The organism is Helicobacter sp. 23-1045 (assembly GCF_053654655.1).
The window spans coordinates 89,584-111,520 of record NZ_JBSIUR010000003.1 but is presented as its reverse complement, the minus strand read 5'-3'; the positions used below and the strand labels follow the sequence as shown (position 1 = coordinate 111,520).

Annotated in this window: 25 protein-coding genes and 2 pseudogenes; 15 read left to right on the top strand and 12 right to left on the bottom strand. The window is 41.5% G+C overall.

Going from position 1 to position 21,937, the window contains the following annotated elements; translation table 11 throughout:
• Positions 1-58: 58 nt before the first annotated feature.
• Genes mraY through rfbH form a run of 3 tightly spaced genes read left to right on the top strand, consistent with a single transcriptional unit; the run spans position 59 to position 3,782 of the window.
• Positions 59-1,114 carry a phospho-N-acetylmuramoyl-pentapeptide-transferase gene (gene mraY, locus ACWIUE_RS04370; protein WP_454135215.1) on the top strand — a complete coding sequence of 352 codons (1,056 nt, stop codon included), beginning with the start codon at positions 59-61 and terminating at the stop codon, positions 1,112-1,114.
• Positions 1,057-2,400, top strand: a complete 1,344-nt coding sequence (murD, locus tag ACWIUE_RS04365; protein WP_454135213.1) for a UDP-N-acetylmuramoyl-L-alanine--D-glutamate ligase — start codon at positions 1,057-1,059, stop codon at positions 2,398-2,400. Before mraY ends, murD begins: the two co-directional genes overlap by 58 nt.
• A gap of 38 nt (positions 2,401-2,438) precedes the next feature.
• The gene (gene rfbH, locus ACWIUE_RS04360) at positions 2,439-3,782 is read left to right on the top strand and encodes a lipopolysaccharide biosynthesis protein RfbH (RefSeq protein ID WP_454135211.1); all 1,344 of its coding nucleotides are present in this window, start codon (positions 2,439-2,441) and stop codon (positions 3,780-3,782) included.
• Here rfbH and ACWIUE_RS04355 read toward each other — a convergent pair.
• Complete coding sequence (locus ACWIUE_RS04355; RefSeq protein ID WP_454135210.1) at positions 3,683-3,934, bottom strand: hypothetical protein; 252 nt, start codon at positions 3,932-3,934, stop codon at positions 3,683-3,685. The two genes, rfbH and ACWIUE_RS04355, sit on opposite strands and share 100 nt — an antisense overlap.
• Between ACWIUE_RS04355 and ACWIUE_RS04350 the strand changes: the two genes are divergently transcribed.
• The 4 genes from ACWIUE_RS04350 to rfbC are packed head-to-tail and all read left to right on the top strand — an operon-like array spanning position 3,900 to position 6,517.
• Positions 3,900-4,157, top strand: coding sequence for a hypothetical protein (locus ACWIUE_RS04350; protein ID WP_454135208.1), 258 nt, complete (start codon positions 3,900-3,902; stop codon positions 4,155-4,157). The two genes, ACWIUE_RS04355 and ACWIUE_RS04350, sit on opposite strands and share 35 nt — an antisense overlap.
• Complete coding sequence (locus ACWIUE_RS04345; protein WP_454135207.1) at positions 4,154-4,540, top strand: hypothetical protein; 387 nt, start codon at positions 4,154-4,156, stop codon at positions 4,538-4,540. Before ACWIUE_RS04350 ends, ACWIUE_RS04345 begins: the two co-directional genes overlap by 4 nt.
• A complete protein-coding gene (locus ACWIUE_RS04340; protein WP_454135205.1) occupies positions 4,537-5,955 on the top strand; it encodes a methyltransferase domain-containing protein in 1,419 nt (472 codons plus the stop codon). The genes ACWIUE_RS04345 and ACWIUE_RS04340 overlap by 4 nt, the downstream gene beginning before the upstream one ends.
• Position 5,956: 1 nt before the next feature.
• Positions 5,957-6,517: a dTDP-4-dehydrorhamnose 3,5-epimerase gene (gene rfbC, locus ACWIUE_RS04335; RefSeq protein WP_454135203.1), complete on the top strand. Its 561-nt coding sequence runs from the start codon at positions 5,957-5,959 to the stop codon at positions 6,515-6,517.
• Here rfbC and ACWIUE_RS04330 read toward each other — a convergent pair.
• The 3 genes from ACWIUE_RS04330 to recA are packed head-to-tail and all read right to left on the bottom strand — an operon-like array spanning position 6,514 to position 9,069.
• A complete protein-coding gene (locus ACWIUE_RS04330) occupies positions 6,514-6,642 on the bottom strand; it encodes a hypothetical protein (RefSeq protein WP_454135202.1) in 129 nt (42 codons plus the stop codon). The two genes, rfbC and ACWIUE_RS04330, sit on opposite strands and share 4 nt — an antisense overlap.
• Positions 6,643-6,666: 24 nt before the next feature.
• Positions 6,667-7,953 carry a phosphopyruvate hydratase gene (eno, locus tag ACWIUE_RS04325; protein ID WP_454135200.1) on the bottom strand — a complete coding sequence of 429 codons (1,287 nt, stop codon included), beginning with the start codon at positions 7,951-7,953 and terminating at the stop codon, positions 6,667-6,669.
• A gap of 54 nt (positions 7,954-8,007) precedes the next feature.
• Positions 8,008-9,069, bottom strand: a complete 1,062-nt coding sequence (gene recA / locus ACWIUE_RS04320) for a recombinase RecA (RefSeq protein ID WP_454135198.1) — start codon at positions 9,067-9,069, stop codon at positions 8,008-8,010.
• A 91-nt stretch (positions 9,070-9,160) separates the two neighbouring features.
• Here recA and ACWIUE_RS04315 point away from each other — a divergent pair, with 91 nt between their 5' ends.
• On the top strand, positions 9,161-10,018 hold the full coding sequence (locus ACWIUE_RS04315) for a menaquinone biosynthesis family protein (protein ID WP_454135197.1): 858 nt from the start codon (positions 9,161-9,163) through the stop codon (positions 10,016-10,018).
• 53 nt (positions 10,019-10,071) lie between these two features.
• On the opposite strand, the gene ACWIUE_RS04310 is transcribed toward ACWIUE_RS04315, so the two are convergent.
• The 7 genes and pseudogenes from ACWIUE_RS04310 to ACWIUE_RS04280 all read right to left on the bottom strand — a co-directional run.
• A complete protein-coding gene (locus tag ACWIUE_RS04310; RefSeq protein ID WP_454135195.1) occupies positions 10,072-10,506 on the bottom strand; it encodes a PaaI family thioesterase in 435 nt (144 codons plus the stop codon).
• 9 nt (positions 10,507-10,515) lie between these two features.
• A complete protein-coding gene (cmoB, locus tag ACWIUE_RS04305; RefSeq protein WP_454135193.1) occupies positions 10,516-12,354 on the bottom strand; it encodes a tRNA 5-methoxyuridine(34)/uridine 5-oxyacetic acid(34) synthase CmoB in 1,839 nt (612 codons plus the stop codon).
• The gene (ccoG, locus tag ACWIUE_RS04300; protein WP_454135191.1) at positions 12,332-13,666 is read right to left on the bottom strand and encodes a cytochrome c oxidase accessory protein CcoG; all 1,335 of its coding nucleotides are present in this window, start codon (positions 13,664-13,666) and stop codon (positions 12,332-12,334) included. Before ccoG ends, cmoB begins: the two co-directional genes overlap by 23 nt.
• A complete protein-coding gene (gene bioD / locus ACWIUE_RS04295) occupies positions 13,650-14,369 on the bottom strand; it encodes a dethiobiotin synthase (protein ID WP_454135189.1) in 720 nt (239 codons plus the stop codon). Before bioD ends, ccoG begins: the two co-directional genes overlap by 17 nt.
• A complete protein-coding gene (locus ACWIUE_RS04290; protein ID WP_454135188.1) occupies positions 14,366-14,731 on the bottom strand; it encodes a hypothetical protein in 366 nt (121 codons plus the stop codon). Before ACWIUE_RS04290 ends, bioD begins: the two co-directional genes overlap by 4 nt.
• Positions 14,718-15,518, bottom strand: a pseudogene (locus ACWIUE_RS04285) (GTP-binding protein); the annotation flags it as partial. The pseudogene ACWIUE_RS04285 and the gene ACWIUE_RS04290, both read right to left, overlap by 14 nt.
• Positions 15,519-16,217: 699 nt before the next feature.
• Positions 16,218-16,583, bottom strand: a pseudogene (locus tag ACWIUE_RS04280) (GTPase); the annotation flags it as partial.
• 55 nt (positions 16,584-16,638) lie between these two features.
• On the opposite strand from ACWIUE_RS04280, the gene ACWIUE_RS04275 reads away from it, so the two are divergent.
• Genes ACWIUE_RS04275 through ACWIUE_RS04245 form a run of 7 tightly spaced genes read left to right on the top strand, consistent with a single transcriptional unit; the run spans position 16,639 to position 21,442 of the window.
• Positions 16,639-17,091, top strand: coding sequence for a hypothetical protein (locus ACWIUE_RS04275; protein WP_454135187.1), 453 nt, complete (start codon positions 16,639-16,641; stop codon positions 17,089-17,091).
• Complete coding sequence (locus ACWIUE_RS04270; RefSeq protein WP_454135385.1) at positions 17,057-17,728, top strand: uracil-DNA glycosylase family protein; 672 nt, start codon at positions 17,057-17,059, stop codon at positions 17,726-17,728. Before ACWIUE_RS04275 ends, ACWIUE_RS04270 begins: the two co-directional genes overlap by 35 nt.
• Positions 17,725-18,930 (top strand): hypothetical protein, encoded by a 1,206-nt coding sequence (locus tag ACWIUE_RS04265; protein WP_454135185.1) that lies wholly within the window; start codon positions 17,725-17,727, stop codon positions 18,928-18,930. The genes ACWIUE_RS04270 and ACWIUE_RS04265 overlap by 4 nt, the downstream gene beginning before the upstream one ends.
• Positions 18,931-19,545, top strand: a complete 615-nt coding sequence (nth, locus tag ACWIUE_RS04260; protein WP_454135183.1) for an endonuclease III — start codon at positions 18,931-18,933, stop codon at positions 19,543-19,545. It abuts the gene before it with no gap.
• The gene (locus ACWIUE_RS04255; protein WP_454135182.1) at positions 19,545-20,159 is read left to right on the top strand and encodes a hypothetical protein; all 615 of its coding nucleotides are present in this window, start codon (positions 19,545-19,547) and stop codon (positions 20,157-20,159) included. The genes nth and ACWIUE_RS04255 overlap by 1 nt, the downstream gene beginning before the upstream one ends.
• Complete coding sequence (gene fliN / locus ACWIUE_RS04250) at positions 20,146-20,499, top strand: flagellar motor switch protein FliN (RefSeq protein WP_454135181.1); 354 nt, start codon at positions 20,146-20,148, stop codon at positions 20,497-20,499. The genes ACWIUE_RS04255 and fliN overlap by 14 nt, the downstream gene beginning before the upstream one ends.
• Positions 20,462-21,442, top strand: a complete 981-nt coding sequence (locus ACWIUE_RS04245; RefSeq protein ID WP_454135179.1) for a hypothetical protein — start codon at positions 20,462-20,464, stop codon at positions 21,440-21,442. Before fliN ends, ACWIUE_RS04245 begins: the two co-directional genes overlap by 38 nt.
• On the opposite strand, the gene ACWIUE_RS04240 is transcribed toward ACWIUE_RS04245, so the two are convergent.
• Positions 21,428-21,925 (bottom strand): hypothetical protein, encoded by a 498-nt coding sequence (locus ACWIUE_RS04240; RefSeq protein WP_454135178.1) that lies wholly within the window; start codon positions 21,923-21,925, stop codon positions 21,428-21,430. The two genes, ACWIUE_RS04245 and ACWIUE_RS04240, sit on opposite strands and share 15 nt — an antisense overlap.
• Positions 21,926-21,937: the final 12 nt, after the last annotated feature.

Here is a 21,937-nt window from a genome sequence, read left to right as displayed (position 1 = left end):
TAAAATTTTAGTTATAATTATGCTCTAAATTTTATTGCAAATCACTTTAAGGGTCACAATGCTTTATCAACTCTACGCCGTTTTTGGCATAAATATTTTTCAATATCTCTCATTTCGCGCCGGGATTGCCTTTATCGTGGCGTTTTTGCTGTGTGTTATTTTGTATCCAAAGTTTATTGCGTGGGCGAAGTTAAAGTGCGCTTCTCAGCCCATCTCAAACGCACTGCCGATTCATCAAATCAAGGCAAACACCCCCACGATGGGCGGTGTGGTATTTGTCGGCGTGAGTATTTTTGTAACTTTGCTTTGTGCTGATTTTGTGAATGTTTATGTCGCGCTTGGCATTTTCACAATGGGACTTTTTTGCGTAGTCGGTATGAAAGATGACTACACCAAAATCACTCAAAAAAGCAACGCAGGATTAACCTCACGCGCGAAGTTTTTCGCACTTTTGCTTTTGTCACTAGCTCTTGCGCTAATTTTATTTTTGGCAAATCACAATACGCATTTATATGTGCCATTTCTCAAAAATCCAATCTTTGATATGGGCTATTTTGCGATAGTTTTTTGGGCTGTGGTGCTTGTAAGCACGAGTAACGCGGTAAATATCACAGATGGATTGGACGGACTTGCCACTATGCCTAGCATTTTTGCCATTACGACTTTGAGTATTTTCGTGTGGCTAGCGGGAAATGCCGTTTTTAGCTCGTATTTATTTTTGCCAAAAATCATCGGCGCAGGGGAGCTTTTCATCGTCTCATCGGCACTTTTGGGCGCACTCTTTGGCTTTTTATGGTATAACTGCTACCCTGCGCAGGTGTTTATGGGCGATAGCGGGAGCTTGGCAATCGGCGGATTTATCGCATATATGGGGATTGTGACGAATAATGAGATTTTGCTAATTTTGATTTGCTTTATTTTTGTAGTGGAGACGCTAAGCGTGATTTTGCAAGTGGGGAGCTACAAAGTGCGTAAAAAGCGCATTTTTCTAATGTCGCCAATCCATCATCACTTTGAAGTCAAGGGGTGGAGTGAGAATAAAATCATCATTCGCTTTTGGATAATCGCGTTATTAAGCAATCTACTCGCGCTTTTGAGTTTGAAAATCCGCTAGATTTGGAGATTTTCGTGGATAAGATTTTGGCTTTTTATAGGGATTTTAGGCGTGTGAATCTTTTGGGACACGGCAAAATAATGCGTTCTTTAAGCAGATTTTTGGCGCAAAGGGGCGTCCTTTGCGATATTTATGATGATAAATTTGAGAAAATTTCGCACGATGAATTTGGCAATCGACTTTTGCCAAGCGGTGAGATTGCAAATCTATCGCAAAATGGGCGTGAATCTACGCTATCAATCATCTCTCCCGGTATCCCGCCACATAATATTCTAGCTCAAAACGCCCCAAATCTCATCAGCGAATACGATTTTTTCGCGCCCATAATGCCAAAAAGCGTGTGGATTAGCGGGACAAATGGCAAAACCACCACTACGCAAATGTGCGCTTTGCTTTTGCGTGAATTTGGGGCGCAAAGCGGGGGCAATATCGGCACTCCGCTATGCGAAATGGACTGCAACGCTACGCTTTGGGTGCTAGAAACTAGCTCATTTATGCTCCACTATACAAATCTCGCAAAGCCCGATATTTACGCGCTTTTGCCTATCGCGCCTGACCATATTTCGTGGCACGGGGACTTTGAATCTTATGTCGCCTCCAAGCTAAAACCGCTAACGATGATGAATGCGGATTCAAGCGCGATTATCCCACAAATTTATGCAGATTCTGCGTTTGTGCGGGATTTTAAGGGCAAACTTTATCTTTATAAAGATTCGCAGAATCTAGCGGAGATTTTTAACATAAAATCGCAGAATCTACGCTTTAAAGGCGCGTTTTTGCTAGATTCTGCGATGGCACTTGCGATTTCATCGCTACTCACGGGCAAAATCGACTATGATTTGATGAATAGTTTTAAGATTGACACGCATAAAGTGGAGGAATTTTTGGACGCAAAAGGGCGCGTTTTTGTCGATGACAGCAAGGCTACGAATATTTCGGCGGTGGAGGAAGCGTTGAAAATCTACGCTGATAAATTTATATTTTTGATTTTGGGAGGCGACAATAAGGGCGTTTCTCTTGCGCCGTTAGCGAAAACTTTGCAACGATACCGCACCAAAGTCTTTGCAATCGGGAAAAGTGAAAATCATATCAAAGAAATTTGCGATGAATCGCACCTAAAATGCGAGGTTTGTGGCGATTTGCAAAATGCCGTTGCAAAAATCAAGCGCGAATTTAACGACACGCAAAATCAAATCTGCCTTTTAAGCCCAGCGTGTGCGAGTTTAGACCAATTCAAATCCTACGCCGAACGAGGCGAAAAATTTAAAGAATTTGCATTGGAATAAAATTTCTATATAATTTTATAAAAATTTAAGGGGACAAAATGAAGCAATTAAAGCAAGAGATTCTGCAAAAAGTCGCAGAATATTACCATTTGGCGCACAAAAACGATGGTAAATTTATCGCTGGAAATCGCATAAATTACGCTGGGAGAGTGTTTGACGAAAAAGAAATGGTGAATTTGGTAGATTCTGCATTAGACTTTTGGCTTACGGCAAGTAGGTATGCGCGAGAGTTTGAGATGGCACTCGCAAAATATTTAGGAGTGAATTTCGCCTTGCTTGTGAATTCTGGTTCAAGTGCGAATTTGCTGGCATTCTCCACGCTAACCTCGCCTTTGCTAAAAGATAGGGCGATAAAAAGAGGCGATGAGGTTATATCGCTGGCGGCGGGATTTCCCACGACAATTGCGCCGATTGTGCAGTTTGGTGCTGTGCCTGTGTTTTTGGATGTGGAGTTAGAGAGTGGGAATATTTGCGTGGATGCGCTAGATTCTGCGCTGTCATCTAAAACAAAGGCGATTTTTATCGCACACACTTTGGGAAATCCTTTTAATTTAAAAGCGATTAAAGATTTTTGCGATAAGCATAATCTTTGGTTGATTGAGGATAATTGCGATGCGCTGGGTGCGAAGTTTGATGGGAAAATGACTGGAAGTTTTGGCGATATTGGCACTTCTAGTTTTTATCCTGCACATCATATTACAATGGGCGAGGGCGGGGCAGTTTATACAAATAATCCCTTGCTTAAAAAAATCGCCCTAAGCATTAGAGATTGGGGGCGAGACTGCTGGTGTGAGGGTGGCAAAGATAATACTTGCGGTGCGAGATTTTCGCAGATGCAAGGCAAACTGCCATTTGGATACGACCATAAATATATTTATTCGCATTTTGGTTACAACTTAAAGGCGACTGAAATGCAAGCGGCAATCGGTGTAGCGCAACTTCAAAAGTTGGATTTATTTGTCGCAAAGAGAAGGGAAAATCACGCATACCTATCGCAGAATCTACAATCTCTAAGCGAAATTTTCCACTTGCCAAAAGTAGAGCAGAGTGCCACTCCAAGTTGGTTTGGATTTATGCTGACTTTGAGGGATGGTGCGAAGTTTTCTCGTAATGAAATTACGGAATTTTTAGAGAGCAGAAATATCCAAACGCGCAATCTTTTTGGCGGAAATATGCTACTTCATCCTGCGTTTGATGCGCTAAAAGAAGGGGTGGATTACCGCGTTATTGGCGATTTGAAAAATACAAATAAAATCAGCAAGGATAGTTTTTGGATAGGCGTTTATCCCGCGCTTGGCAAAGATGAGTTAGATTTTATCATCCAAAGCATTTTTGATTTTATCGCAAATAGGGGGGGGCAGAATATAATTTCGTCCAAATAATCTTCATCCCTTCCAAAAATCGCAGAATCTACGCTAGATTCTGCGAAAATCTCCACTTCGCAGAATCTAAAATAAATCCACAAAATGTAGATTCTGCGTTTCAAAAGGCGGCGTAAGATGATAAAGTCGCTTATAAATAAACTTACAAACAAACTCGCTTTTGAGAGGTTTAAAAAAGAGTTCCGTTCGCAAAATACGCATAATTTTACTTTCCCTGCTTCTATTTTCAATCTCAAAAATGTCGCAATTGGAAATGCGACTTATGGCGCGATAAATGTGCTAGATTACGGCAATGATAAAGCAAAAGTGCGGATTGGGAGTTTTTGCTCGATTGCAAGTGGGGTGAAATTCCTATCGGGGGGGGGCATTATATGAATAATTTTTCAACATACCCATTTTACGCATATTTTAGCGATAAAGACGAGCAAAATACCGCAAAAGGCGAGATTATCATCGGCGATGATGTTTGGATTGGAATAGATGCTTTGATTTGCTCTGGGGCGAAAGTGCCAAAGGGTTGCATTGTGGGGGCGAGAAGCGTGGTGCGTGGGAGTTTTGAACCATATAGCATTATTATTGGCAATCCTGCAAAGTGCGTTAAAAAGCGATTTTCAAATGAAATAATTGAGATTTTGCAAAAAATAGATTTTGAAAATTTAGATGAAAAAATCATCCATAAATTGATGGATAAGTTTTATCTCCCGCTAGATTCTGCGCTCGCAAATGAGTTTAGCGCGCAAATAGGGGGCGCAAAATGAAGTGCAAAAATTGTGGCGAAAAGTTAGCATTAGAGATTTTGGACTTAGGATTTTCCCCGCCGTCAAATTCGTTTTTAAACCCGCGAGAAACGCAAGAGATGTTTTATCGCTTAAATGTATTTTTGTGCGAAAAGTGCCTTTTGGTGCAGGTCCCAGAGTATAAAAATGCAAAAGAGATTTTTTCAAAAAACTATGTTTATTTTAGTTCGTATTCGAAATTATGGGTGGCGCACGCTAAAAATTACGCAGAGATGATTGTAAAAAAATTGCATTTGGGGGCGCACTCGCAAGTGATTGAGATTGCGGCAAATGATGGATATTTATTGCAATTTTTTAATGCGCTAAATATTCCAAATATCGGCGTTGAACCAACTTTGGGGACGGCAAATGCGGCACGAAAAAAGGGCATAGAAATTATTTGTGATTTTTTTAGCGCGAAGTTAGCGGAGGATTTGCCAAAGGCGGATTTGATTATTGGGAATAATGTCATCGCTCACATTCCGCAAATTCGCGATTTTGTGCGAGGGGTTAAAATCGCGCTAAAAGATGGTGGCGTGGCAAATTTTGAATTTCCGCATATTCTAAATCTTATCAAATACAATCAATTTGACACCATTTATCACGAGCATTTTTATTATTATAGTTTGCATTCGATTATGGATTTGTTCGCGAGGGAGGGACTTTATATTTATGATGTGGATGAGATAAACACGCACGGCGGGAGTTTGCGCATTTATGCCTCAAAGCAAAATATAGCGCAAAGCAAAAATATCAAAAAAGTCCTTTTGGATGAGAAAAAAGCGCATTTAGATTCTGCACTTGGGTATCAAAATCTGCAAAAAAATGCCAATAAAATAAAGTTTGATTTTTTATCTCTTTTGCTTAAAATAAAGTCTCAAAACAAACGCATAGCGGGATTTGGCGCGACAGCAAAGGGCAATACTTTGCTAAATTTTTGCGGGATAAAAGATGATTTGATTTCTTTTGTGGTGGATTCTAATCCGCACAAGCAAAATCTTTTGCTGCCCGGCTCGCATATAAAAGTTTTGGATAAATCCGCGCTGAAAAAAATGCGCCCTGATTTTATTTGGATTGGCGCGTGGAATATTAAGGATGAAATTATTAGCGAGGTAAATGCGCTTTTCGCAGAATCTAGCGTAGATTCTGCGAAGGGGGGGGGCAAAATGCAAATTTATAATCGCCACCCCAAAGGTTTTAATTATTTAAATTTTGCACTCTTAGCGCAGAATCTGGCGAATTTTACGAGAGATTCTGCGAATGATTGCATTTTTGGCGTAGAATCTTTGCGAGATTCTGCGATTATTGGTATTTTTGATGCAGAATCTGCGCTAGATTTTGCGAATGATTGTATTTTTGATGCAGAATCTGCGCTAGATTCTGCGAAGGTGGCGTAAAATGAGTCGCTTTGAATTTACGCCAACACCGCTAAAAGACTGCTTTGTAATCACGCCAAAACCGATAAAAGATGAAAGGGGATATTTCGAGCGATATTTTTGCGCGAATGATTTTAGGGAGATTGGATTTGATAAAAATATTTTACAGATAAATCACTCGCAAACCACGCAAAAAGGCATAATTCGCGGTCTGCATTTCCAAACTCCGCCATTTTGCGAGATAAAAATCGTCCGCTGTTTGAAGGGGGCGATTTATGATGTTGCGCTTGATTTACGGCAAAATTCGCCGACATTTTTGCAATATTTTGGCGTGATTTTAAGTGCGGAAAATGCGAAATATTTATATATCCCAGATGGGTTTGCGCACGGATTTCAGGCGATGAGCGATGATGTTGAGATTTTGTATTTATGCAGTGAGTTTTTTGAAAAGCAAGCAGATAGCGTGATAAATCCGCTAGACCCAAAAATCGCCATCGATTGGAAGTTGCCCCCGCAGAATCTATCGCAAAAGGACGCAAATGCGCCATTTTTGGGCGATGATTTTATGGGGTTGATAGTTTAGGGTGTAGGATTGAGATTCTGCGAATTTTGCCACGCAATTATTTGATTTTGCGCTAGATTCTGCGAATTTATATTAGATTCTGCGATTTTACAAACTTTCGCAGAATCTGCCCTAAAATTATCCAAATCGCAGAATCTCTCGCATAGATTTTATTTCAAAGATTTGCCAAACACTTCCCACCCCAAATATTCTGGGCAATCTAATTCATTTTCGATTTCTAGCAACCTATTATACTTTGCGATTCGCTCACTTCTAGCGGTGCTTCCTGTCTTTATCTCGCCTGTATTTAGCGCGACAGCGAAATCCGCGATAAAGCTATCCTCGCTCTCTCCGCTTCTATGGCTCATAATGCAGTTATATTTATTGCGTTTGGCAAGGCGGACGGTGCTCATCGTTTGGCTAATTGAGCCGATTTGGTTTGGCTTTACAAGCACGGCATTTGCGATATTTTTGGTGATTCCATCGCGCAAGATTTTTTCATTTGTTACAAACAAATCATCGCCCACAAGCTGAATCTTGCCCCCAAGTTTGTCGCTCAAAATCCGCCAACCTTCCCAATCATCCTCGCTTAACCCATCTTCGATAGATACGATAGGATATTTTGCGCATAGATTTTCGTAATATGCCACTAGCTCGGCACTTGTAAGGGTTCGATTTTCCGCGCCTAAGCGATAGTTGAATTTATCATCGACAAACTCGCTACTTGCAATATCTAGCGCGATTGCAAAATGCTCTCCATCCTTGTATCCCGCGCCTTTGATTGCTTTTAAGATTAGCTCGATGGGCTCTTCGTTGTTTTTAAGATTTGGTGCGAATCCCCCTTCATCGCCGATACTTGTGATATGTCCGTTTGATTTTAGGATATTTTTTAGCTCACCATACACTTCGCTACTCGCACGGAGCGCGTCTCTAAACGATTCAAAGCCAAGTGGCATAATCATATATTCTTGAAAATCCACATTGTTATCCGCGTGGCTACCGCCATTTATGATATTTAGCATAGGCGCAGGGAGAATGTTTGCGTTAATCCCGCCAATGTAGCGATATAACGGGATTTGAAGCGTGGCTGCCGCTGCCTTTGCCATCGCCATAGAAGTGCCTAAAATCGCATTTGCGCCCAATTTGCTGTAATTTTCCGTGCCATCAATTTCACGCATTAGCTTATCAATGTCGCCTTGATTAAAGGGCGAAGTGCCGATAAGTGCCTCTGCGATTTTGGTATTGACATTTTCACAAGCCTTTAAAACGCCCTTGCCCTTAAATCTCGCTTTGTCGCCGTCTCGCAACTCCAAAGCCTCTCTTTTGCCAGTAGATGCGCCACTAGGCACAATCGCACTGCACGAAGTATCATCGCTTAGCGTAACGCTCACGCGAATCGTGGGATTGCCCCTGCTGTCTAACACCTCATCTGCGAAAATATCATCAATGTAAGTCATTTTGTGTCCTTTGTTGTGTAATTTTTTTAGATTCTGCGATTCGCAGAATCTGCACTATTTTTCGCTCGAATCGTCCGCATTTTCATCGACAAACTCGATGATTTCATCATTTGCGCCAATTTGCTCTTTGATTTTTGCTTCGATTTCATCTGCGATTTTGGGATTTTCTTTTAAGAAAATCTTTGAATTTTCCTTGCCTTGCGCAAGTTTTTTGTCTTGATAGCTAAACCACGCGCCAGATTTATCGATAATGTCTAATTTCACGCCATAATCGATTATTTCCCCAAGCCGTGAGATTCCCTCGCCAAACATTATATCAAACTCCGCTTCTCTAAATGGCGGTGCGACTTTGTTTTTTACGACTTTTGCGCGGACGCGATTGCCGATGGCTTGTTCGTTTTGTTTAAGACTAGCGATTCGGCGCACATCGATTCGCACACTTGAATAAAACTTCAAAGCGTTCCCGCCTGTCGTGGTTTCTGGGCTTCCATAGCCTATCGTGCCTATTTTCATACGAATCTGATTGATAAAAATCACCGTGGTATTCATCTTGTGTAAAGTGCCTGTGATTTTGCGCAGTGCTTGGCTCATAAGCCGCGCTTGAAGTCCTACATGTGCATCGCCCATATTGCCATCAATCTCTGCTTTTGGCGTGAGTGCGGCAACCGAATCCACTACGATTAAGTCAATCCCGCCACTGCGCGTAAGCGTCTCTAAAATCTCTAATGCTTGTTCGCCGTAATCGGGCTGTGATACATAGAGATTTTCCACATCTACGCCCATTTTTTTAGCATAATACACATCTAGCGCGTGTTCTGCGTCTATGAAAGCGCAGATTCCACCCTGCCTTTGGCATTCTGCGGTGATTTGCAAACTCAAAGTTGTTTTTCCGCTTGATTCAGGACCATAGATTTCTACGATGCGTCCGCGCGGGATTCCGCCGATGCCAAGTGCCAAGTCAAGCCCCAAAGAGCCTGTTGAAATGCTGTCGATTTTTTCTGTTTGTTTGTCGCCTAATCTTATCAAAGCTCCCTTGCCAAAGGCTTTATCGACTTGTTTTAGCGCAAGTTCGATGGCTTTTTGCTTTTCTTTGTCAATTTTTACTTCTTTGTCCATAATTTCACTCCGTTTTTTAAAAAATATTTTGGGATTCTATGCAAATTTTGGTTAAAATTTAATAATTTTTTATAGTTTTTTTGGAGATTTTATGAGTAAAATTATGGTGGCGCATTCGCCCGATGCTGATGATATTTTTATGTATTACGCGTTATTTTACGGGTGGGTGGGGAGCAAAAATATTAGATTCGATAATGTCGCCCTTGATATTGAGAGCCTAAATAAGGGCGCATTAGAGTGCAAATATCCCATAAGCGCGATTTCTTTTGGCGCATATCCCTTTATAAAGGACAATTACGCGCTTTTAAATACCGCGATGAGCTTTGGCAATGGCTATGGACCAAAAATTGTCAAACGCAAGGGCGCGAAGTTGAAGCGCAATTTCAAAGTCGCATTAAGTGGCGCATACACGACAAATGCGATGATTTTCAAAATGCGCTACAAAGATGCAAAAATCATCTATAAAAATTTTTTAGACATTGAAAATGCCGTGATTTGTGGCGAAGTCGATGCGGGAGTGCTAATCCACGAATCGATTTTGAATTTTAGCGAAACGCTTGAAGTGGAGGCGCATTTGTGGGATATATGGGTGGAAATGGCTCGTGAATCTCTGCCTTTGCCTTTGGGCGGAATGGCGATTTTGCGCTCAATACCACTGCTACGCGCGATTGAATGTCAAAGATTGTTAGGGGACGCTGTGCGTGTGGCGGTGAATAATAAGCGCGTTTTATCGGCAATGTTGCGGGACAAAGTGCGCGTGAGCGAATCCGAGCTAAACACATATCTAAATATGTATGCAAATGGCGAATCAATCGCAATGAGCGAAGTGCAAATGAATGCGTTGGATAAACTTTTCGCGCTTGGCTTTGAAGCGGGGATTTATAAAGATTTGATTTGCACGGAGGATTATTTAATCCCCGTAGAATACGAAAAACTACGATTTGGGTGAAAATTTTAAAGATTTTGCGCTAGATTCTGCGTTTTTAGCGAGAATCGCAAAATCTACTTTACCTTGCTAAAATCAATCTTAAAAAGTCCCTTTTCAAACACCGCGATGTGGAACTCCGCCTCAAAGATTTTGAGATTATACAAAAATCCCTCCACCGCGACTTCCCGCTTTTTCAAATCGCTTTGGGCGGACTTTGCTTTGAAAGTGATTTCATTGCCAAACTCAAATGGCGAGAGAAACTTCGTGCTACTATAAATTATCACACTATTTGCCTCATTTACCGCTGCCATCGCGCAAAATGACGCCGCGTTAAATAAAAATCCATTGTGGATTAGCATATTTTCATCGCAAATCATATCTTTGCTCGGAGAAAACTTCACAACCGCGCTATTTGGCGTCATCTCGACAATCTCGCCACACAAATGCGTCGCTAACTTTTTGCACACTTTTAGCGTGCTAATCTCATCTAAAATCTCGCTTTCGCTCATTTTGCCCCCTTAAATTTTTGCCTTGAAATACGCACGAATGGGCGCATTATACCCTTCAATCGTTTTATTTTTGTCATCTTTATCTAAAAAGTCCTCCAAACTCTCCCCCCCGCTCCACGCCGTTTTCCTTTGCTCGATACTCGTAGTCTTTCGCACTTCAAGCAACTCAATCTCCCTAAATCCCGCACGGCGCATCCAATTTTGAAACGCGCCAATGCTTGGGATGAAATACACATTTTTCATTTTAGCATAACTTAATGGAGATAGCACGAGTTCGCCACTCCCTTCGATTATCAGCGTATCGACAAAGATTTCGCCGCCTTTATTTAGGGCGTTTTTCAAAATGCGAAGGCAATCAAGCGGATTTGTGCGATGATAAAGCACCCCAAGACACAAAATGCAATCAAATTTGCAATCATACTCCGCCAAATCCTCCACCCCAAGCATTTCAAAGCAAATTTCGCTTTTTACAAACGCATTTATCAAATCAAACTGCATTTTGCAAAAGGCACTCGGTTCAAAACCCACGATTTTCGCGGGGCGCAGGGGCAAAAGGCGAAATGCGTAATATCCATTATTGCACCCGATATCCGCGACTGCCTTGCCTGTGATATTTAGATGATTTTTGATGATATTAAACTTTATCGCGCTGTTCCACTCGCTTTGGATTTCCACGCCACACACTTCAAATGGTCCCTTGCGCCAAGGTTTTAAGTCCTTTAATAACGCTAATAATTCCGCAGAATCTACCGCGCAATCTCGTAAATTCGCAGAATCTACGCGAATGATGTCATCGATTTGGACGCGAGATTCTGCGAATTTCGTTTCATTTGCAGAATCTGCGAGATTTTTATCATTTTTGCTATCGCAAAAATTGTGGATTGCCACGCTCACTTTGCTCGCTCGCAATGACGGCGTGGGGGCAGATTCTGCGATTTTTGTTTCATTCGCAGAATCTAAATTTTGGTTTTGTGGATTCGCAGAATCTAATGCGCTGTTTTCTGTCATTGCGAGATTCTGCGTAGCAGAATCGTGGCAATCCATTTTGTCATTCTGAGCGAAGCACGAAGTGCGAAGCGAAGAATCTCTATTAGTTTGAGATATTTCGCTTCGCTCAATATGACAATTTAAACCAGATTCTGCGTTTTTCGTTTGAATCGCAGAATCTGCGTTATTTTCCGTCATTGCGAGATTCTGCGTAGCAGAATCGTGGCAATCCATATTTATTTGTTTTGCAGAATCTGCGATATTGTCGTCATTTTTAACATTTGATTCGCTTGTTTTTTTTCGCAAAAAGGGCTGCACCCCGCTCCCGCTCCCCCCGACTTCATTTAAATTGTGTTCCCAAAAAGCAGCCGCTTTTTCGCTTTTAGGGGAGTGCCCAGCTTTCGCTTCTAGCAAAAAATCAGCGTACGCACTACTGCAACCTTCAATCCGATTTTTTGCACCACGAAGCGGGCGAGTTTCGGGTGCTTCGCACGATTGATTTAATTGTGGATTGCCACGATTCTGCTTCGCAGAATCTCGCAATGACGAAGCGGGGGCAGATTCTGCATTTTCTTCCCCCTCCCTTGCGGAGGGGGTTAGGGGGTGGGTAATTTTCACATTAGATTTTGTGGATTGCTTCGGCGAATCTTGCGATTCGCCTCGCAATGACGAATCAATTTGAGACTCTGCGATTATTTTAGAATTATACCCACCCCCTTTATCCCCCTCCGCAAGGGAGGGGGACTTCAAAGTGGATTCTGCGATTTTCTCGCGCAAAGCGGAGATTCTGCGAATTAGCGGTGCGATATTTTTCGCATTTAATCTCTGCGCGATGCGTTTAGCGCGATTTTGGATAAACAAAAATGCTCTCTTTCACAACGCTAATATTCTCATCATCCACGCTGTATGCCATAATTTTGATAGGAATTATCGTGTCTTTTTTATCGCTTTTTGATAGATTTTTCTCCGTCATCAAAAACACGCGCCGTTTGGTGCTTTGGTGTGCGTCAATTTTGAAAGGTTCAAGAGGTTGCTTTATTTTGATATTTTCATCGCCAAGCACTTTGAAATAATAGGTGTGCGCGCGGTTTGAGGTGTTTTGAAAAAGCATTGTGTAGTGATTTTCCACCGCGCCATTTTCTAAAATCTTATAAGATTGCGCGGTGCGATTGATATTTAAAAGCATTGTGGATTTCCCCGCGCCAAGAGTTATTGCGATGATTATCGCCACACAAAGCACGGCGATATATCCTAGCGTTTTCCCGCGAAAATAGCGCACTTTTAGATTCTGCGCCAAAGAATTCGTGCTATTCCAAGAAATTAGCGATTTTTTCTTAAACTTATCCATTATGCTACTGCACGCATCGGCGCACTCCAAGCAGTTTATACACTCTAATTGCAAACCTTTGCGAATGTCAATGTGAGTGGGGCAGACGCGCACGCATTTATCGCACGCCACGCATTCTCCGCTAATCTCTGCTTTTTTAAGCAATGCGCCATCTTTATACACGCTCCCGCCCCGCGTGGAATCATAAATAATCGTTTTTGTATCATTATCATAAAGAACGCTTTGCACACGGCAATACGGGCACATATAAATGCAGAAATTCTCCGCCACAAAGATGATTTCGATTGTCAAAAATATCGTAATGCAAAATAAAAATCCCACCAAAACCAAATGATTTTGATAATCCGCCAAATACGCAAAAAAGTCGCTAGGTGGGACAAAATACCACAAAAAGTTTGACGCCGCAATAAAAGACAAAATAAACCAAATGAAAATCGCCCCCGCCTTTTTTGCCTTCGCGCTAAAAGTGCTTAAATCCGCCTTTTGCTGTTTGTTTTGCGTGCTTTTTAGCAACTTAAATAATTTCGTCTCAATCAAATCCCTATAAATCACGCGAAAAATCGTATGCGGACACGCCCACCCGCACCACGCGCGCCCAAGCATCGTGGTAAGCAAAAAAATGCCCACAAACAGCATAATTAGCAAAAATGGCATTACATAAAGTTCCTGCATATCAAAGGAAATGCCTAAAATATGCAGTTGCATCTTATCAAATGAGAGCAAAAAAATATGATTGCCCCCAAGCGTGATAAATGGCAAAATCATCACCAAAATTGTCGTCAAAACATACGCGCCGTAGCGTTTTTTCTTATAATATGTATTCATATTCTCCCTCCGTTTTTTTTACTCTTTGTGCGATAAACTCGCATAAATCGCTCTCTTGCGTTTGAAACACAAATATATTTTTTAGGTGCTTCAAAAATGGATAACTGACTTTGAAAAACTTCAATTTATCAAAGAGATTTATGGCGTTTATGAAGCGGATTCTACGCGAGTTTAGTGCCTCGTTATGTAGCAGAATCTCATTTATGCACCCTAATTTATCTGTGGAGACTAGCACACATAGCGCGCCTAAATCTTTGATTAAGTCAATCACAAAATAATCCCTTTTTATCGGCACTAAAAGTCCGCCCACGCCCTCCACGACTAAAATATCGCATTGCCTCTCCAAATCAAATATTTTCTCTTTTAGCGCGACTAAATCGATTGCATTTTCCTTATCCGCGACAAATGGCGAAGCAAGGGCGTTGAAACGATAAAAGCAAATTTCATCGACATTAAGCGGAAAACTTTGATTTTGCGCGTGAAGCGCAGAATCTGCGGTGGATTTTGAGGTTGTTTTTTCGGTGGATTCTGCGATGGATTTTGAGGCGGATTCTGCGATGGTTTTTGCAGTAGATTCTGCGCCGACTTCGATGGGTTTGGATGAAATAATGTGAAATCCCTTCTGTATCAAAAGTGTGTTTAATCGCATTGCGATTGTTGTTTTCCCGACGCCACTGCCCGTCCCTGCGATAAATAAAATCATTTTAAAAGTCCTTTATGTGCTTTGTTTGCGAGATTCTGCGAAAATGGCGTAGATTCTGCGATTTTCGTGCGAATCGCAGAATTTAATAAAAATCCGTGCGAAGCACCCTTAAACTCGCCCGCTTCGTGGTGCAAAAAATCGGGAGCAAGGTTGCAGTAGTGCAACCGCCGATTTTTTGCTAGAAGCGGATTAAGCGAGGCACTCCCCCCTAAAAGCGAAAAAGCGGCTGCTTTTTGGCGCGTAGGGGGGAGCGGGGTAGGGGGGTGCAGCCCTTTTTGCGAGAAAATAGCAGATAAATAAATACAATTATCAAAAAAGCGCAAAAAGCTCAAAACATAGATTTTATAATCAAGATTCTGCATTTTCATTTTTCCCTTTGGCGATAATCACAATCGGCACTCCGCTAAAATCAAAATTTGCGCGAAAATAATTCACCAAATACCGCTTGTAGCTGAAATGCAGGGCGTTTGGGCGATTTGCCACAAGCATAATCGTAGGCGGGGCGCAATCCACCTGCGTGGCGTAATAAATCTTAATAATCTTGCCTTTGTCGCTTGGGATTGGGTGCTTTTGCGTGGCAATTTTTATGTGCGCATTTAGCTCGGCTGTGGGGATTCGGCGGTTGAAATTCTCCCACACGCGCAAAATCGTCTCTTTAATCTCATCAATGTGGCGCATTTTTAGCGCACTTATGGTAAGAATCGGCGCGTAAGATAGATAGGCAAATTTGCGCTTGATAGTCGTTTGCAACGCCCTAAAATCCGCGCATTTTATATCCCATTTGTTTAGCAAAATGATAATGCCCAAATGATATTTTTGGCTTAAACCACTGATTTTCTCGTCCAGCTCGACAAAATCGCTCGATGAATCTAACACCAAAAGCACAATGTCGCTTTGCTCCAAAATGCGTTTTGTCCGCATTAGCGCGAATTTTTCAATGCCATCGATTTTTGATGCACGGCGAATCCCAGCGGTATCTACGAATCGCAGGATTTTGCCTTTATGGGCGATTTCATCGGCGACAGGGTCGATTGTCGTGCCTTCTACTTCGCTAACTAATGAGCGATTTTTGTTTAAAAGGGCGTTTAGAATGGAGGATTTGCCGACATTGACGCGCCCAATAATGCCGATTTTTATGGTGGCAGATTCGTTTTTCGCACAATTTGCCTTTGGGTATTCATTTGAATTATTTTCGCGCAAAACTTCGCCAAATAAACCATTAGTTCTATTTGCGCTCGTTTCACGCGAAAATAATCCAAAGCAACACCGCAAATGCTTCGATTGTTTGTCTTGTGAATCGTGCGCTGTGTGAGATTCTGCGATTAGATTCTGCGATTCTCGCGTAGATTCTGCGATTTTTGTTTGATTCGCAGAATCTGCGATAGTTTCGTCATTGCGAGAAAATTCGCAAGAATTTTCGTGGCAATCCAAAAATTGTGCGTTAGCACCCTTAATCTCGCCCGCTTCGTGGTGCAAAAAATCGGGAGCAAACGAGCAGTAGTGCGAGTGCCGATTTTTTGCTAGAAGCGGATTAAGCGAGGCTCTCCCCCCTAAAAGCGAAAAAGCGGCTGCTTTTTGGCGCGTAGGGGGGAGCGGGGTAGGGGGGTGCAGCCCTTTTTGCGAAAGAGAAAGAGGTTTTAAAGTGGATTTTGGCGATGGATTCGCAGAATCTTGGATTGCTTCGCTCGCTTCGCTCCCTCGCAATGACGAATCCTTTAAATCTACCCCTAGTGCGAATCCCAAAAAATCTTTTAGTTGTTTTAATCCCCTATTATGCAAACTCGACACAAAAAATATTTTCTTTGCGCCAAATGCGCCATATTCCCACCGCTCGATTTTTTCAATATCTATTTTATTGACAATTAGCACCGCATTTTTTAGCGAACGAAATACTTGCAAATCTTCCTCATCTATGCCACTTCCCGCGCTAATCACATACAAAATCAAATCACCTTCATCGATAAAATCAAATATCATCTTTTTGACATTTTTAAAAATGCCATTTGCCTTTTTCATAAGCCCCGCAGTATCGCAGAGATTCATATAAAAAATGCGCCCATTATTTTCCAACTCCAAAGGGCAGATATTTATATCCCTCGTAGTCCCCGCAAAGTCGCTTGTGATGGCGATTTTGTCTTTTAATAGACGATTAAAAAGCGATGATTTGCCGACATTTGGTTTGCCTAAAATGATGATTTTTGATTGAGTTTGCATCGCCTATCTTTTAAGTAAAATTTTTTTAAAATCATAGCAAAATTTTGGAGAAAATGTGATGAGATTCTGCGTGATTTTGCTTTTTGTCCCGCTGTTTGCGATAAATTTTGAGTATAGCAAAGTTTATAATTTAGCAAATGATGAGTTTAGTATAAAAAACGGCGATGTGCGGATTTTAAAGGATTTCACGCAAAATATAGGCGATGAAATGCTTAAAACGCGCCATTCACAGCTCTTTTTATCGCAGAATCTTAATTTTTATTCACATAAATCGCCCAAAGTAACTCGCCCAAATTTGCTTCGTGTAAGGGAGTTGCAATATCGATATTTCTCGCGCATTAGGCAAAATGTCGCACTTGAAGCAACCGCGAAAAATCCCCACGCAAACTGCTACATTTTTTTCAAAAACGCAGAATCTTTGCAAACAAAATCCACCGCAGTTGTGCTAAATTTGGATGATGGCGATTTATTTGATGGCGTTGCAAAAGTTTATTTTTATTGCAAATAGCGAGGTTTTTATGAGTGAGTTAGCGCAAAAAGCGAAGTTGTTAAAGGAACTTTATTTACGAAAAATGTGCGGCGAGGAATACTACGATTACTCCCCCCCGCCTAAAAAAATCGTTAGCGAAAAAAGTAAGTTGCCACTCTCGCAAATCATCGCAAACTGCGCCCTTTGCGAACTCTCAAAAAGCGCGGAATCTAAAATCGCAGGCGAAGCAAATAATGCCGAAATTTGCTTTATTTCGCTAAAACCGATTTTGCCACATAGCGCGAGTTTTGAGATGATTGAGAATATCGCAAAGCGCGTATTTGGCGCAGAATCTTATAATATTTTATCGCTAATAAAGTGCGCCACGCACATTTCGCCAAATGCAAATCATATAAAAATCTGCGGAGATTATCTCAAAACGCAGTTAAAAGCGCAAGATTCTGCACTTTGCGTGATTTTTGGCGAGGAAGTGGCGCATTTTGTGTTAGGAAATGATGAGCGTTTGGAAAACTTGCGAGGCAGAATATTAAGCAATATTAGGGATTTTATAGTAACATTTCACATTGGCGATTTATTGCGAAATGAGCGACTGAAAAAGGAAGCGATGGCGGACTTCAAAGTCGCAAAAGATTTTTTAAATAAAGGAAAAAAATGAGATTTTTAGTAGTTTTTATGGTATTTTTTGGCGCACTTTACGCGCAGGGCAATGTTTTTTCAAATATTCCTGTGGCAAAAATTGAGATTATAAATCTAAATCCCGAGCCCTGCTCCAAATCCTGCCTAAAAGATTTGGCGGAGGAAAAGAAGGTTTTTTCATTTATAGCGCGATTTTCCCGCGAGATTGAGGATGAAGAGCTGCAAAATATTATGTTAGATTTCACAAAACAGCTTGGCATTTATTACAAAATCCGCTTTGATACACTGCAAGATAAACTAAATATCGCCCTTTTAATCCCCAAAAAGACGATTGGCAAGTATTCCACAACGACTATTGATACGATTTTGTCGTATTTGGCGTTCCGCGATATTGACTTTAAATTTAAGGTTTTTGATAGCGTGGATGAAAACGCAGAATCTATCGAAAACGCGCTAAATGCGATGCAAAATGAGCATTTCAATTTTGCAATCGCCATTCTTTCAAAAGAGGAAAATCTCCCGCTTTTAAGGCGACTAAAAATCCCAATTTATATCCCCACGCTAAAATCTCCGCAGAATTTTGATAATTCTATGGAGCAAATCACCTTTGGCGGGATTGATTATGATGCGCAAATTGCGATGCTTTTGGATAAAAGCTCGGGGAAAAATATTATTAGTTACAATGATGATTCTGCGCTTGGGGCGATGATTGGCGGGATTGTCGAGGCGAAAAGTGAGGATTATAAGCGTTATAGCGAGGTTGTCACAAATAAGGACGCTACGAATTTTAGCGCGAGATTGGAGCGACAAAAAAATCTTTTGAAGGAAAGTAGCGTGTTTTTAAACACGCGCGTGGTGATTTCAGGACTGCTTTTAAGTCAAATTGGACTTTTAAAGGACACTCCGCCTTATATTTTCTCCACGCAAATAAATTACAATCCCGCGCTTCTATCGCTTCTGCGAGGCATAAATACCAAAAATCTACTTATTGCAAACTCAATTGGCACAAGCGATGAGCGATTGCTCGAATATAGTGCGCTGTTATCGGGCGATTTGAAGTATGATTGGGTGAATTACTCCACTGCGCTTGGCGTGGATTTATTTTTAAGCAAAATGAAAGATGGCATAGAGCGATTTTTCAAAGAAAGTGTAGAAAACTCGCAGGTAGCGTATAAAACGCAACTTTATGGCATTGAAAATAATGGATTTGTGAAGTATTAAATGAAAAACGCACGAAAACTCGAAAAGTTATTTTTAGAACGCTACAAAGGGGCAAAAACGGAGTTAGTTTATAAAAATCTCTACGAACTCACAATCTGTGTGATTTTATCTGCGCAATGCACCGATAAGCGCGTAAATATCGTAACTCCCGCCCTTTTTGCGAAATATCCAAATGTCAAATCTTTGGCAAATGCAAAGTTAGATTCTGTGAAAAATCTAATCAAATCAGTGTCATTTTTTAACAACAAAGCAAAAAATATCATCGCAATGGCAAAGGGCGTCCTCGAGCGATTTGGTGGCGAAATCCCGCTAAATGCGGAGGATTTGAAATCACTCGCAGGTATCGGGCAAAAGACTGCAAATGTCATCTTGCTAGAATTTTGCGAAGCGAACTTAATGGCGGTGGATACGCACATATTTCGCATTTCGCACCGCTTGGGATTAAGCAACGCAAAGACGCCCGAAGCAACGGAGCGCGACTTAAACGCCATTTTCGCGCACAATCGCGCCGCACTTCATCAAGCATTCATTTTATTTGGGCGATATATCTGCAAGGCAATCAACCCAAAATGCGATGAATGCTTTGCGGTGGAATTTTGCAAAAAGGGGCGGTGATGGAAATTTTGCAAAAAGCAATTCTTTGCGCGATAAAAGAATGCTTGGATATTGAACTACGCGCAGAATCTGCGGATTTTGCGAGAGATTTAGATTCTGCGGATTCTGCGAAAAATGGCGCGAGAGATTCTGCGAAAATCGCGGATTCTGCGGATTTTACGAAAAATCACACGAAAATCGCAGAATCTGCACTAAAATCTAGTGATTTCGCGGATTTTGCCTCCAAAATATCGCTTGGAGAGATGGAGTTTATAATCGCGCCAAACAAAGCACTTTTGGAGTATTTCGCAGAATCTTTTTTAGATTTTGCGCTAGATTCTGCGGATTCTGCGGTTGATTCTGCGCTAGATTCTGCGCCCGATTCTGCACTTGATTCTGCGGATTCTGCGCCCGATAAAAGCACTTTGAGCGACATTGCAAAAGAGATTGCAAATCTAATTGTCGGCAAGGCAAAGGTGCTTTTTGAAGAGCAAGGGCAGATTTTGAAACTTGGCATTCCGCAGTTTTTGGAAAACGCAGAAATCCCCGCAGGGTGCGACATTTTCGCTTATAAATACGAAAAGATGAAAATTGTGATTTACCAAATAAAAGGACGCAAAAATGGCAGAAAATGAGATTTTAGATGAGCGCTTGGTGCATAATAAAAAGGAAATCGAACTTGCAAACTACCTGCAAGAAATGATGGAGAGTTACGCTGGACTGCTTGATATGGAGGTGAATTTCCGCTCTGAACTTGGCAATACGAAAATCTCGCTAGAAGAAATTTTGAAGTTTGAAAAAGGGACGGTGATTGACTTGCAAAAACCCGCAGGGGAGAGTGTCGAAGTCTTTGTAAATGACCGCATTGTCGGCAAGGGCGAGGTTATGGTGTATGAAAAAAGTCTAGCAATCCGCATAAATGAGATTTTGGATAGCAATGCAATCATTTATTATCTCACAAAAGAGAAAATATAGTTTTTGGCGCGTATTTGCGCTGTGCGCGGTGTTTGCGCAGTTTTTGTGTGCGAGTAGTTTGGAAAATGTGCAGATTAAAAGCATAAAAAATGGCGTGGAGATTTTATTTTTGGTGGATTCTGCGTTTGATGGAAATATCACAAAAACCGCAAGGCAGGACTTTACGGCACTCAAATTTCATAATTTAGCGTTTAATAAAAATAAATTAGTTAGCAAATCCGCGCTAATAAAAAATATCGAGATTTTCTCGCAGGGTGGCGGGGTTGTGCTTGTTTTTGGTGTGAGTGATTTTGAACTGCATTTTGATTTGGCGGTGCAAAAGGTGCAAAAAAAGAATGGTGCGATAAAAATCATCGCTACGAAAAAAGAAAGCATTGCGGGGAATATTTTGGCAGATTCTGCGCTAAATGCGCCAAATTCGCAGAATCCGCAATCTTTGGGTTTGCAAAATTCGTCAAATTTGGGTTCGCAGAATCTCGCGCAAAATTCGCAAAATTTTGGTTCGCCAAATTCGTCAAATTTGGGTTCGCAGAATCTCACCGCAAATCCGCAATCTTTGGAGGATAGCATCAGCGCAATCAAAGAGCAAAATAATCTTTTATCCCCAAAGGGCGTGGATTTGTGGCGGTATTTTGCGGTGATTGCGATTTTGTGTGCGCTAATCATCGCGCTATTTATCATCAAAAAGCGCGTAAAAAGCGACACTGCCCCCATTTCGATTTTCCGCAAGTCGCCCATTTCAGTGGCGCAAAACATCGCACTTGACGCGAAAAATAAGATTTTGATATTAGATTCTGCGGATGCGAACTACATTTTATTTGTCGGGGCGACAAATGCCTTTATCATCGATAAAATCCCCAAAGAGCGAGATTCTGCGAAACTCTTGCGCGAGCACAAAATCGCACATTTGATTAAAAACTACGAGCAATTACAAAAGGCATAATTTTATGAAAACCGCAGAATCTAGCTTGTTTTCCGTCATTGCGAGATTCTGCGAAGCAGAATCGTGGCAATCCATAGGATTTGTGAGCGAAGCGAAGCAACCATCCAAATTTAGATTCTGCGATTTTGTGGCAGATTCTGCGATTTTCTGCATTTTTTTCGTCATTGCGAGATTTTGCGAAGCAAAATCGTGGCAATCTATTTTTAAATTCTGCGATTCTGCGATAAAATCGCTATTTTTTGATTTAGATTTGCTTTCTTTCTCGCAAAAGGGCTGCACCCCCCTCCCCGCTCCCCCTACGCGCCAAAAAGCAGCCGCTTTTTCGCTTTTAGGGGGAGTGCCTCGCTTTTCCGCTTCTAGCAAAAAATCGGCGGTTGCACTACTGCAACCTTGCTCCCGATTTTTTGCACCACGAAGCGGGCGAGATTTGGGTGCTTCGCACGAATTTTTTTTAGATTCTGCGATTCGCAGAATCTTATACAAAATTCGCGCAAT

Coding starts and splice junctions, on each gene's coding strand:
- ACWIUE_RS04340 (WP_454135205.1), top strand. CDS start 4,537: ATGAAGTGCAAAAATTGTGGCGAAAAGTTAGCATTAGAGATTTTGGAC.
- ACWIUE_RS04315 (WP_454135197.1), top strand. CDS start 9,161: ATGAGTAAAATTATGGTGGCGCATTCGCCCGATGCTGATGATATTTTT.
- eno (WP_454135200.1), bottom strand. CDS start 7,953: ATGACTTACATTGATGATATTTTCGCAGATGAGGTGTTAGACAGCAGG.
- ACWIUE_RS04350 (WP_454135208.1), top strand. CDS start 3,900: ATGATAAAGTCGCTTATAAATAAACTTACAAACAAACTCGCTTTTGAG.
- bioD (WP_454135189.1), bottom strand. CDS start 14,369: ATGATTTTATTTATCGCAGGGACGGGCAGTGGCGTCGGGAAAACAACA.
- rfbH (WP_454135211.1), top strand. CDS start 2,439: ATGAAGCAATTAAAGCAAGAGATTCTGCAAAAAGTCGCAGAATATTAC.
- rfbC (WP_454135203.1), top strand. CDS start 5,957: ATGAGTCGCTTTGAATTTACGCCAACACCGCTAAAAGACTGCTTTGTA.
- ACWIUE_RS04245 (WP_454135179.1), top strand. CDS start 20,462: ATGCAATCATTTATTATCTCACAAAAGAGAAAATATAGTTTTTGGCGC.
- ACWIUE_RS04290 (WP_454135188.1), bottom strand. CDS start 14,731: ATGCAGAATCTTGATTATAAAATCTATGTTTTGAGCTTTTTGCGCTTT.
- ACWIUE_RS04270 (WP_454135385.1), top strand. CDS start 17,057: ATGGCGTTGCAAAAGTTTATTTTTATTGCAAATAGCGAGGTTTTTATG.
- nth (WP_454135183.1), top strand. CDS start 18,931: ATGAAAAACGCACGAAAACTCGAAAAGTTATTTTTAGAACGCTACAAA.
- ACWIUE_RS04310 (WP_454135195.1), bottom strand. CDS start 10,506: ATGAGCGAAAGCGAGATTTTAGATGAGATTAGCACGCTAAAAGTGTGC.
- ACWIUE_RS04265 (WP_454135185.1), top strand. CDS start 17,725: ATGAGATTTTTAGTAGTTTTTATGGTATTTTTTGGCGCACTTTACGCG.
- fliN (WP_454135181.1), top strand. CDS start 20,146: ATGGCAGAAAATGAGATTTTAGATGAGCGCTTGGTGCATAATAAAAAG.
- recA (WP_454135198.1), bottom strand. CDS start 9,069: ATGGACAAAGAAGTAAAAATTGACAAAGAAAAGCAAAAAGCCATCGAA.
- ccoG (WP_454135191.1), bottom strand. CDS start 13,666: ATGAATACATATTATAAGAAAAAACGCTACGGCGCGTATGTTTTGACG.
- mraY (WP_454135215.1), top strand. CDS start 59: ATGCTTTATCAACTCTACGCCGTTTTTGGCATAAATATTTTTCAATAT.
- ACWIUE_RS04345 (WP_454135207.1), top strand. CDS start 4,154: ATGAATAATTTTTCAACATACCCATTTTACGCATATTTTAGCGATAAA.
- ACWIUE_RS04255 (WP_454135182.1), top strand. CDS start 19,545: ATGGAAATTTTGCAAAAAGCAATTCTTTGCGCGATAAAAGAATGCTTG.